Origin of the sequence: Citrobacter sp. Cb080 (assembly GCF_030334745.1) — a bacterium.
Lineage (GTDB): Bacteria > Pseudomonadota > Gammaproteobacteria > Enterobacterales > Enterobacteriaceae > Citrobacter > Citrobacter braakii.
In genome coordinates, this window is the sequence record NZ_JAOWDG010000069.1 from 172,814 (window position 1) to 184,541 (window position 11,728).

9 protein-coding genes are annotated in these 11,728 nt (G+C 51.8%); 4 read left to right on the forward strand and 5 right to left on the reverse strand.

Going from position 1 to position 11,728, the window contains the following annotated elements; all coding sequences use genetic code 11:
* From OGV38_RS13510 to OGV38_RS13530, 5 genes are all read right to left on the reverse strand, one after another.
* Positions 1-1,443: a type II and III secretion system protein gene (locus OGV38_RS13510; protein ID WP_047415217.1), complete on the reverse strand. Its 1,443-nt coding sequence runs from the start codon at positions 1,441-1,443 to the stop codon at positions 1-3.
* Between the two features lie 20 nt (positions 1,444-1,463).
* On the reverse strand, positions 1,464-1,919 hold the full coding sequence (locus OGV38_RS13515) for a TcpQ domain-containing protein (protein ID WP_019076325.1): 456 nt from the start codon (positions 1,917-1,919) through the stop codon (positions 1,464-1,466).
* A gap of 16 nt (positions 1,920-1,935) precedes the next feature.
* The gene (locus OGV38_RS13520) at positions 1,936-4,113 is read right to left on the reverse strand and encodes a type II secretion system protein (protein WP_286473513.1); all 2,178 of its coding nucleotides are present in this window, start codon (positions 4,111-4,113) and stop codon (positions 1,936-1,938) included.
* 70 nt (positions 4,114-4,183) lie between these two features.
* Positions 4,184-4,882, reverse strand: a complete 699-nt coding sequence (locus tag OGV38_RS13525; protein ID WP_269517607.1) for a prepilin-type N-terminal cleavage/methylation domain-containing protein — start codon at positions 4,880-4,882, stop codon at positions 4,184-4,186.
* A gap of 559 nt (positions 4,883-5,441) precedes the next feature.
* Complete coding sequence (locus OGV38_RS13530) at positions 5,442-6,725, reverse strand: putative acyl-CoA thioester hydrolase (protein WP_286473517.1); 1,284 nt, start codon at positions 6,723-6,725, stop codon at positions 5,442-5,444.
* Positions 6,726-6,948: 223 nt separating this feature from the next.
* On the opposite strand from OGV38_RS13530, the gene hutI reads away from it, so the two are divergent.
* The 4 genes from hutI (at position 6,949) to hutU (ending at position 11,728) form a co-directional block, all read left to right on the forward strand.
* Complete coding sequence (hutI, locus tag OGV38_RS13535) at positions 6,949-8,172, forward strand: imidazolonepropionase (RefSeq protein ID WP_286473519.1); 1,224 nt, start codon at positions 6,949-6,951, stop codon at positions 8,170-8,172.
* Positions 8,169-9,110, forward strand: coding sequence for a formimidoylglutamase (gene hutG, locus OGV38_RS13540; protein WP_049043085.1), 942 nt, complete (start codon positions 8,169-8,171; stop codon positions 9,108-9,110). The genes hutI and hutG overlap by 4 nt, the downstream gene beginning before the upstream one ends.
* Before the next feature lie 87 nt (positions 9,111-9,197).
* Positions 9,198-9,917, forward strand: coding sequence for a histidine utilization repressor (locus OGV38_RS13545; RefSeq protein WP_016152334.1), 720 nt, complete (start codon positions 9,198-9,200; stop codon positions 9,915-9,917).
* Between the two features lie 125 nt (positions 9,918-10,042).
* Positions 10,043-11,728 carry a urocanate hydratase gene (hutU, locus tag OGV38_RS13550; RefSeq protein ID WP_016156041.1) on the forward strand — a complete coding sequence of 562 codons (1,686 nt, stop codon included), beginning with the start codon at positions 10,043-10,045 and terminating at the stop codon, positions 11,726-11,728.

Below are 11,728 nucleotides of genomic sequence, written 5' to 3' on the forward strand. Positions count from 1 at the left end.
TCATCGGGTCTGGGTTGGGGCACGGTAATTATCAATACCGACTACCATAACCACGGTTTCGACATGATCGCTGTTGGTAACCGAGCCTGCCAGCACCGACCATCCCTGACCGTCAGAATCCTCTTTCGCTTCGTATTTGCTGACCAGCAGCAGGCTACCCGGCGTAATTGTGGAAATGTTAAACATTTCCGTCGTGCTTACTGACGGCAACTGAACTTCATCAAAGGTATCGATTGAGTTGAGGTAGCGCTTGGTAAAGCCACTGGCCACTTCAATTCGCCCGTCGGTTAAGATACGCGGGGTAAGAATAAAGCTGGTGCCAGTGACCAGTTCTGTGGTTTCCACCTCCGTGCTGACGTCTCCTGTATTGGAATCTTGTTCCCTGGTGCGACTGGAGACATAATATTGCGACGTGGTCATGTTGAGCGGAATAGGGATGTTATTACGGGTAATAAACGAACCGCTCTGGATCACCTTACTGCCGGTGAGTTCGTACAGGGCATCCAGTTGAGAGCTGATATTCATATGCTGATTGGTCCAGCCTGCGGTTAAGCCGCCGGAGAGCTTCATCAGCATTTCTGAGCTGTCGATACCAAAAGAGGAGGTCCCGTCGTTGAAGGTCATATTGACCCCACCGCCCAGCTCTTTCGTTTTGCGCTTATCAAGGGTAAATATTTTGTAAGTCACGACAAACTGTCGGGTATTATCCGCCTGGAATTTCTTCAGCGACTCATTCAGCGCGTGATATTCCGAAGGACGCGCGGTGATCGTCAGAATCGAGGCGTCTTTGAAAATACTGTAAACGCCGCTGGAGACAAATTTTTCCGCCATATCCTCAACGTCGTCCCAGAAGCTGGATTCAAACTTGGTTTCGGCTTTGCCTTTCAGACCGCCGCCGGAAGTGGCTTCATTACCGGACAGATCGAGACTGGTCTCAAACTTGTTGTCTTCGCCGTAAAAATCGAGCTTCAGCACATAGTTCTGGAAATAAGAGACGACCAGCACGCCGTTGTTATCCAGCAGTGGATTCACGTCATACAGCGCGGAAATATAGCGGGTAAATTCCTCAAACGTTCCGTTGAACTTAACGCTGCGGAACTCCGGTTCCCCCGCATCCGATTTTCCACCGGGAACGGAAGTATTAATACGGTAGCTAATACCGGTTTGCGCGGTTACCGCCTCAAGGATTGTCGCCAGATCGGTAGGCTCGTAAGACTGAATACTCACCTGCTTACGCAGCAGCGCCTGTTTACGGGAGTTATATTCAACCTTTTTGCCCAGATAGGGCTCGTTATATTTCATATAACCGGTCGTTTTCATCTCATCCGGAGTGGTCGGGTTGCCGGTTTCCTGCTGGACAATACTTTTATCGTACTTGGTATCAATAGACGTACAACCCTGAAGAGCCAGCGTCAACGCCAGAAGCGAAACTTTAATTTTCATAGCATTATTCCCTTGCGTAATTACTGCTCATCAATGATCAGTACGTTATTCGCCTGGTAGTCTTTAATCACCAGCCCGTAGTTTTCTGACGTAAATACTTGTCCAAGTTTAACCAGCACATCCTGTGTTGATTTACCCTGCAAATGAATTGCCTTGTAAATAACAAAATCAGTTGAGCTGTTCCAGAGCAGCTTATAGCCATTTTGCTGCGCCCATTTTGAGAGCTGCTGGCTTAATAACTCTTCTTCCAGTAAATCAATTTTTATTTCCACTACTGGCGCACTGACAGGCGCGACGCTTTTCACCGTATCATCTCCGGAAAAGGGATTTCGCGGCGTGGTTGTACTTTCTTTCACTGGCGTGGTGGTTAACATCCCTGCGTCAATTTTTTGCCCGGCTGGCGCGCTGGCGGCAAAACTTCCCTGGCTGCCTAATAATGCGGACACGGCAGCCCCAATTATCCATGTTTTTTTCATCTTACTCTTCCAATGATTAATAGGTGATTCTTTCATGGTCCGGAATATCAAGTTCATTACCGTTTTCTTTATAAAACTTAAGATCGTTATCTTCCGCAACAAGAGAATGGAGCACATACTTATTCGGCTCCGCCTCAGTCCAGGCGTAACCTTCGGATGAAATCATTCCCCCCTGCGGGATTGTGCTGCACCACTGGTTAATTACCACCGAGAGAGACTGTGGGTTTATTTTATTCACATCTTTTTTGCCACCTGGGGTAATCGTTGCCGACGCGGCGCTGATTAACCAGAAGGGCTCGTCCAGATTATTACCTGTGCCTTTAAACCATTTCTCCGCGATCCAGTCCTCAAAGATTCCGTTTACGTTCGCTTTATCCGGGACGTTGGCAGAGACAATATCTTTGTTCACCACGATGTTGGCCTGGATCGCCACAGCGGCTACCGCGCCCAAAGGTTTCGGATCGTTCTTACTCTTGTAGCTATTCGTCCGGGTTGCCCCCTGCTGGGTATAGTCGAAATAGCCACCGGTTTTGTTTGCCCCATCATCCTCATCTGCCGCGACAGATGATATGGCGACCGACAGGCGGGGATAGAGGCTACGCAGCTTGGTTTTACGATCTTTATCGATACCGGTTACTTTAGGACACGTTTGCAACGGTAAACGAATCACGCCCGGCTCACTTAAGAGCTTGTTGTAATTTGTACTATCATTTGCGGCTGTATAAACAGGATCAGCTTCTGTCGGACCTTTACCCTGCGGATAGTCGTTTTTGAATGACTGATAAAAGGTGGTGGTGGGCGTCACCAGTTCATACTGACCATGGAAAGCATCTGCAAATTGATTAGGTAAGCTACTGGTATCATCATCATCCTGGATACCGTTTTTAAGCCTGTCAGCATCAGTTCCATTGTAAGCCACATACCATTTTTCCGGATGCCTGCGCGAGGTATTTTCCATCACTATATTGGCGTACAGCGTGCCGGTGGTGCCTTTGAGCGAGCTCGGCGAAGCAGGATCTACTTCGCTACCGTCTGTTTTATCCGCGCTGGTACGCAGATGCAGAATGCGATCGTCTGGATTATACGGCGTGCCGTCTGGATTAAGCCTGCCATCTGGATTGACGCCGTTGCTGTTCATTGCCGCCAGGCACAGCGTGCTTTTGTTTTGCTCTCTGCTCCAGCACATCGCCGGTTCGTTTTTATCTTTGCCCGTTGCATCGCTGCTGGTAATCAGCAGGCGGTCTTCATCAATCGCCGTAATACACGGTCCGGCTTCGCCTTTGGCATCGTTCCAGCACAGTTTGGCAGCCGGAACAGAACCATCGGCTGCAATATCTTCACTGTTTTTGTCTAAGCTTAAGCGAATGCCGTAACGTTTATTCGCATCGAGCTTGTCCAGATTATTGGGAACGTCCCCCATCTGCAGCGGTTGGTCTGCGGCCGTTGTTACCAGGTTAAAATTACCGCTATTGTTGACTTCAAACACCACCGCCTGCAGATAACCGAGATCGACGCTTTTCAGCGCTTTTTCCAGCGGCTTAATAAATCCGGCAAAATGGAGGCCTTCGTTCTCGACCTCGTTCTGGTAGACGAGATAGAAGTCGACACGTTCAATGCCCAACCCGTTGGTGCGATTGTTGTTGACGAAGTCCACGCGTTCCAGCACTAGCTCCAGCGATTCGGCGCCAGGGCGCAGTTCACACGGCAGCATGGATTCCGTAAGCTTGAAGGGCAGTTTCCCTTTCTCAATATTGCCATTTCTACATTCGCTACCCAGAAACAGATAGCGAGAACCCCGGGTGGGCGATACATCGGTTTGTGTTGACACAGCAGCAGACCAGCCGGAATAAAAATTATTATCATCCCTGTCGGGTGAATCCTGTAATGTCCTGTTAGTGACGCGGTTATCATAATTCGCGATATTGACGTGAGTATTTTTTCCGTATAGTGGGTTGGCTTGTTGTGCGCTATTTGAGGTAGCCAGTTTGTCTTGTGCCACAAAGCGCATCACGCCAGAAATATCACGGGCGATCATATCAGCGACAATCAGTTGGTGACTTTGCTGGGCTTCTTTTCGTTTATAATTGGCATATGTCATCAGGCACATGCCGATAATGGCAAGCACAACAATCATTTCAAGAAGGGTGACGCCTGCCTGACGTTCGTAAATATTAGCGTTGCGCTTACTTATCATCTATTAAATCCATTTAGCAAAACTGCCCCCTTCAGGGGGCAGAACAAGTACAACATAAAATATAAGCGTATTAGCGACTGCCCAGGATTAAAGCATTATCTGAAGCAGTGGCATCACAGAAACCTGCGGCAGATATGGTTACCGGACTCAAGCGGTTTCCTGCAAGGCTTTTCAGAACTACGCCAGTAGCACCCGCGGCCATGTCGATAGGAGCAGTCGAACCCAGTTGTGCACCCGATGCTGCCGTACCACTTGCAACGTAATCCCATTGTGGACCTACCTGCGATGCAAGGTTACGACAGTCTTCCACTTCCAGGCCGTTAATAACAACATAGAAACCTTTATTTACAGTAGCGCCGGTAGTGATGATTGCTGGACCGATTTCAAAAGCATCGCTGGAAATTCCGTTAAAAGCTTCAGCTACGTCAATTTTACCCATTCTCACCAGGCCAACGATTGGCGCATCATTGTTGACTGTGGCGGCGATATTTGCTTTCGTCAAACCAATAACACTACCTGTCGGAAGCGGATAACTAGCCTCGTCTTTATACGCTTCGGCCATTGCAACACGAACAGAGTTCGTATTTTCAATGACATCAGAAATATCCTGCGCTTTAAACGCACGCTGTGCCAAAACAACCACGCCTGCGGCAATAATACCGATAATTCCCAGTACAATGATAATTTCAAGCAGCGTCACGCCTTTCTGCTTTTTCAGCTCACGATACTGCGCTGATTTCCTTTTCCATGAATGAATCATGCTTTTCATATCCATAAATCCTTAGATATTAGTTGCTGTAAAAAATTAACCCTGCACACATTAGTGCCAAAACATTATATGCGGCATTTTTAAGAAAGCACCAGAAGCTAAAAGTTGTGATGGGATAATTAGGAAAAAGAGTGACTGGTCAGATGAGTTGTTTTTTGAATCATTTCCCATATATATTTTATATATAACAAATATCATGAGGTTTTTTTTGAGTTATTTTTAGATTACGTTACGGTAATTTTCCTTTTCTGGAGAGTGATATGTATTGATATGGTTAATATATTAAAATTAATATGAATTGGCTTTTATCTATTTTGGGTTAAAAATTGAGTTTAGCGGCAGAATGATATTTATCAAGTTAATCGTTTCTGTAACTTACTTATGTAAGCGCCTGGGCTTGCCTTCATACAACTCGAATTATTTTGGCTATAAATAGATTGATTCACGCGATCGATTTCAAACCTGCGTTGGTGAAAATATGACCTGTGTGAATAAAAGACGTTGAAAGCGGTGAAGGGGGGTGGCGGGAGTGTTCCCGCCAGCGGTTTGATGGCTGTGATTACTGCTTCGGTTCGGCAACCACTTTGCTACCGATACCGCGGTTGTTGTATTCCCACATGCGGTTGAAGTTGGTGTCGTTCAGGTTGCGCTGGATTTCACCTTTGTCATCTTGTGCACCGGTATTACCGGCAAAAGGACGCTTCGAGATAACGCTGTCAGCCCATGGTTTTGCCATGTTAAAGCCTTCGTTGATCACGCTGTCGCGGATAACGACCTGACCGTTAGTGTTCGAATCGACATCCAGCGAGCGTCCCAACTGTGCCACGCCATCACCATTCGCCGTGAAGCGGCTATTTGTGGCGAGGAAGCCGTAGTAGATGTTTGACAGCGTCGCTGGTGCAAACACATAGGCTTCTTGCTGCGTACGGGAGTTCACAACGCGGAAATCGGTGTTATCGAACACCACGGCGCCGCGACCGGAAACAATATCCACATCCCCTTCAATGTAGCTGTTGGTTACCAAAGTACGCGGTTGACGATCGTTTTCCAGACGGTTTTGTACGCCGCTGTTAGTCACGAAAAACGTATTCTGGCGACCGAGGATGTTGACCTTATTGATCTGCACTTTATCGCCATCGGTACGTAGCGCAACGGCCGGGTGATTACCCGCATCAACGCTGTCACCCAGATTGTTTTCGATGGTCAGGTTCTGCAATTGCAGACCATTATTTTGCGACCAGACGACGGCAGAACACATCACGCCAATATTTGTGCCGCGCTTGTTCTGGCAATTATCAAACATATACCACGCCGGTTTACCCGGCATGTATTTACCGCCCGGGTTCACCGTACGACGCCAGTCTGCGGTGCTCATGTCACCATCAATAGCCTGGCCAATTTTCACATCCAGCGGTTTTTCGCCCATACCGTACAGCGTCAGACTTCCCGTTGCTGCCGGGATATATACCGTGCCCTGATACTCGCCCGGCATAATCGCGATGTACTGACGTTTGTTAGTACGTTTGATGATTGCCGCATCAACCGCAGCCTGAATGCTGGTATGGGTGACGCCCTGAGTCCCAGCCGGGCCAACCACGAAGTCAGGCTGTGCAGGCAGAGAAATAGCAGAAGGGCTCCACGGCGCGGTGTTTGGCGTCAGCGCGGAAAAATAGTGCGCAGCAACGAAGTTATTCGCTTCATTGGCCGACAAGATCGGGCGCGAAGAAGTACCTGGCGCGGTCTGATCGGAAGGAATTTGATCGGGCGGCGTAGAGCTACAGGCGGTCAGCGTCACGCCAAAAGCCATTGCCAGCGCCAGACGGGAAACTGATGATATGTTCACAGGTTGCTCCGGGCTTTGAAAGTTATCCATTGAAGCCTGCTTTTTTATACTAAGTTGAGCGAAACGGGAAGGTTAAAAGGTAAAAAGTTGTTTTTATCGCCGTAATGCCCGGTGCGGAGAGTTCTTATATCACAAATACATAACAATTACGGTCCTTCAGGTTGACAACATCCGTATAATCAAAAATAAATGTCTATACAACCTATGACAAGTGGTGAGTCGAATGCAGCAATTCTTCCCTGATGATGTTATCTGGCGCAATGTTCGTCTGGCGACCATGGATCCCGAACGTAACACCCCGTATGGGCTGGTGGAGGGTCATGCGCTGATCGTCCGCCAGGGGAAGATTCGCGATATCGTCCCGGAGTCATCGCTCTATCTCACACATGACAATACCTTTGATATGCAGGGCAGGCTAATTACACCTGGCCTGATTGACTGTCATACGCATCTGGTCTTTGGTGGAAACCGCGCAGGCGAATGGGAGCAGCGGCTAAACGGTGTCTCCTACCAGCAGATAAGCGCCCAGGGCGGGGGGATCAATGCCACCGTATCAGCAACCCGCAGCGCCAGTGATGAGCAACTCTTACATCTAGCGCATCAGCGTATGGAACAGCTAATCAAAGAAGGCGTTACGTTGCTGGAAATAAAATCCGGTTACGGCCTGGATTTGCAGACAGAAGAGAAAATATTGCGCGTGGCAGCCGCGCTGGCGGCGGAGAATATCATTGAAATAAGCCCCACGCTGCTGGCTGCTCACGCGACTCCAGCAGAATACCGGGATGATCCTGACGGCTATATTACGCTGGTGTGCGAGACCATTTTGCCGCAGCTGTGGGAACAAGGGCTGTTCGAGACTGTGGATCTGTTTTGTGAAAGCGTGGGTTTTTCGTTGGCGCAGAGCGAGCGGGTGTTTCAGGCCGCGCAGGCGTTGGGCATCCCGATTAAGGGCCATGTTGAACAGCTGTCATTGCTGGGTGGCGCACAGCTGGTAAGCCGCTACCACGGGTTATCCGCCGATCATATTGAATATCTCGATGAAGTGGGCGTGGCGGCGATGAGCCAAAGCGGTACGGTCGGCGTGCTGCTGCCCGGCGCATTCTATTTCCTTAAAGAGCAACAGCGTCCGCCGGTGGCGTTGCTGCGTCAGTATCAGGTACCGATGGCGGTGGCGACAGATTTTAACCCGGGTACCAGCCCGTTTATCAGCCTGCACTGGGCGATGAATATGGCCTGCGTTCAGTTTGGCTTAACGCCGGAAGAAGCATGGGCGGGCGTAACCCGTCATGCGGCCCGGGCGCTGGGACGTCATGCCACTCATGGTCAATTGAAGGCCGGGTTTGTGGCCGATTTTGTGGTGTGGGATGCAACTCTCCCGGTCGAGATCCTGTATGAACCAGGGTGTAACCCGCTCTACCAACGCGTATTCAAAGGACAAATAGTATGACTCACTGGCAACCTGTTTCACCTGCGCTGTGGCAGGGACGTGATGACCGCGCCGAATCGCCGAATGCGCTGCGCCTGTTTCAGACTATCACGCTGAGCCCGACATTTAGCCCAGAAATGTATCGCGAGAAGATAGCGCTGCTTGGGTTTGCCTGCGACGAAGGCGTGAAACGTAATCAGGGCCGGACGGGAGCCGCCGGAGCGCCCGATGTGCTGCGCAAGGCGCTGGCGAATTTAGCCAGCCACGATGGGCATCATCGGCTGGTGGATCTGGGAAATATTGTGGCCCAGGCCCCCGACCTTGAGGGCGCGCAGCAGGCGCTACGCAATGCGGTGCAGCGCTGTCAGCAGGAGAATATACGTACCTTTGTTCTGGGAGGAGGACACGAAACCGCATTTGCGCACGGCGCAGGCGTGCTGGATGCGTTCCCGCAGGCGAAAGTGGGGATCGTCAACTTCGATGCCCACCTCGATTTGCGCCATGCCGATCAGGCTACTTCCGGCACACCGTTTCGCCAACTGGCGCAGCTTTGCGATGAACAGCAGCGGGAATTTCACTATGCCTGTATCGGTGTCAGTCGGGCGGCAAACACCCAGGCGTTATGGGATGAGGCGCAGCGGCTTGGTGTGACCGTGGTGGAAGATCTGTACTGTGCAACGGCGCAGGCGCAGTTAGCGCAGTTTGTCGCCAACCTGGATGTTATCTATCTGACTATCGATCTCGACGTGCTGCCGGTGTGGGAAATGCCCGGCGTGTCGGCACCCGCTGCGCTGGGCGTACCGTTGGCGACGCTGCTGAGTCTGATTGAACCCCTGTGTCGTAGCGGTAAACTGCAGGCGGTGGATATGGTTGAATTTAATCCACGCTTTGACGATGATGGCAGAGCGGCGCGCGTTGCGGCGCGATTAGGTTGGCAAATCGCGCACTGGTGGCACTGATATACCTGATGGCGTTGCGCTTATCAGGTTCGGGTAATGTCTGTAAACTGTACCCACTCACATTCTCAGCTTAAGGAAGGCTTACGCATGCTCCCATCCCGTTCTGCTCCGGCACCTTTTTACGAAAAGGTCAAACAGGAGATCAGCGAAAAGATTGCCAGCGGTATCTGGCAACCTCACGATCGCATTCCCTCTGAGGCGGAGCTGGTGGCGCAGTATGGTTTCAGCCGCATGACCATCAACCGGGCGCTGCGTGAGTTAACGGATGAAGGGTTACTGGTTCGTTTGCAGGGCGTAGGGACGTTTGTCGCCGAGCCGAAGGGCCAGTCTGCGCTGTTTGAAATTCGCAGCATCGCGGATGAAATCAACGCCCGTCAGCATCAGCACCGCTGCGAGGTGATCACGCTGGAACGAACCCAGGCAAGCGCGCAGCAGGCTTTGGTGTTAAACGTCAAAGAAGGCACCTCCATTTTTCACTCTGTCATGGTGCACTACGAGAACGAACTGCCGGTGCAGATTGAAGATCGCTGCGTGAATGCCGAAATTGTGCCAGCGTATCTGGCGCAGGATTACAGCCAGACTACGCCGCACGCTTATCTGTCGCTGATAGCCCCTTTAACGGAAGGCGAGCATATTGTTGAAGCGGTCCGCGCCAGTGCCGAAGAGTGCGCGCTGCTGAATATCAAAGAACACGATCCCTGTCTGCTGATCCGCCGTAAAACCTGGTCTGCGTCATCCATTGTCTCTCATGCCCGTTTGCTCTTCCCGGGTTCCCGCTATCGCCTGCAAGGGCGGTTTATGTCCTGAAAAGCGTGATTGCTGCCGCAGTATAATAAAATTGTATCTTTTTTGTTAAAAGTACGCTTGCGACAGCTTGTATAGACAAGTATATGTTACTTATCTGTCCGATCGTTCGCGAGGAGTGCTCTACCATGTCTCATAGCAAGTACCGTCAGCAGGATATTCGTGCCCCACGCGGCACCACTTTAACGGCCAAAAGCTGGCTGACCGAAGCGCCGCTGCGCATGTTAATGAACAACCTGGATCCCGATGTGGCGGAAAATCCGCATGAGCTGGTGGTATACGGCGGGATTGGTCGCGCCGCGCGGGACTGGGAATGTTATGACGCCATCGTCAACGCGCTGACCAAACTGGAGACCGATGAGACCCTGCTGGTCCAGTCCGGTAAACCGGTTGGCGTTTTCAAAACCCATGACAATGCGCCGCGCGTGCTGATTGCCAACTCCAACCTGGTGCCACATTGGGCTACCTGGGAACACTTCAACGAGCTGGACGCCAAAGGGCTGGCGATGTATGGCCAGATGACCGCCGGGAGCTGGATCTACATCGGTAGCCAGGGCATCGTGCAGGGGACTTATGAAACCTTCGTTGAGGCCGGGCGTCAGCATTATCAAGGTAACCTGAGCGGACGCTGGGTGCTGACCGCCGGGCTGGGCGGCATGGGTGGGGCGCAACCGTTAGCCGCAACGCTGGCAGGTGCTTGCTCGCTGAATATTGAGTGCCAGCAAAGCCGGATCGATTTCCGTCTGCGTACCCGCTACGTGGACGAGCAGGCGACATCGCTTGACGACGCGCTGGCACGTATCGAAAAGTACACCCGCGAGGGTAAAGCGGTCTCCATTGCGCTATGCGCTAACGCCGCCGACGTTGTGCCGGAACTGGTGAGGCGCGGTGTGCGCCCGGATATGGTCACTGACCAGACCAGCGCCCACGATCCGCTGCATGGTTATCTGCCGTCCGGCTGGAGCTGGGAAGCGTATCAGGAGAAAGCGGTGTCCGATCCGCAGGGCACGGTACAGGCGGCGAAACGCTCAATGGCAACGCACGTCGAGGCAATGCTGGCGTTCAGCAAAATGGGCGTGCCGACGTTTGATTACGGCAACAACATTCGCCAGATGGCCAAAGAGATGGGCGTGGAAAACGCCTTTGATTTCCCCGGTTTCGTCCCTGCTTATATTCGCCCTCTGTTCTGCCGCGGCATTGGCCCGTTCCGTTGGGTGGCGCTTTCCGGCGATCCGCAGGATATTTATAAAACGGATGCCAAAGTGAAAGAGATCGTGGCTGACGATAAACATCTGCACCACTGGCTGGATATGGCGCGTGAGCGGATTAACTTCCAGGGATTACCGGCGCGTATCTGCTGGGTCGGTCTGGAATGGCGTCAAAAACTGGGGCTGGCGTTTAATGAAATGGTGCGCAGCGGCGAAGTGTCTGCGCCGATTGTTATTGGCCGTGACCATCTGGATTCCGGCTCCGTCGCCAGCCCGAACCGCGAAACCGAGGCCATGCGCGACGGTTCTGATGCAGTATCCGATTGGCCGCTGCTGAACGCGCTGCTTAACACCGCCAGCGGTGCAACCTGGGTGTCACTGCATCACGGTGGCGGGGTAGGAATGGGCTTCTCCCAGCATGCCGGGATGGTGATTGTTTGCGATGGCACTGATGAAGCCGCAGCGCGTATCGCCCGGGTATTACATAACGATCCGGCTACCGGGGTGATGCGCCACGCCGACGCCGGGTATGACATTGCGGTGGAATGCGCCGTCGAAGAAGGGCTGAATTTGCCGATGGTCGCGGCGACGCAGGAGAAACGCTGA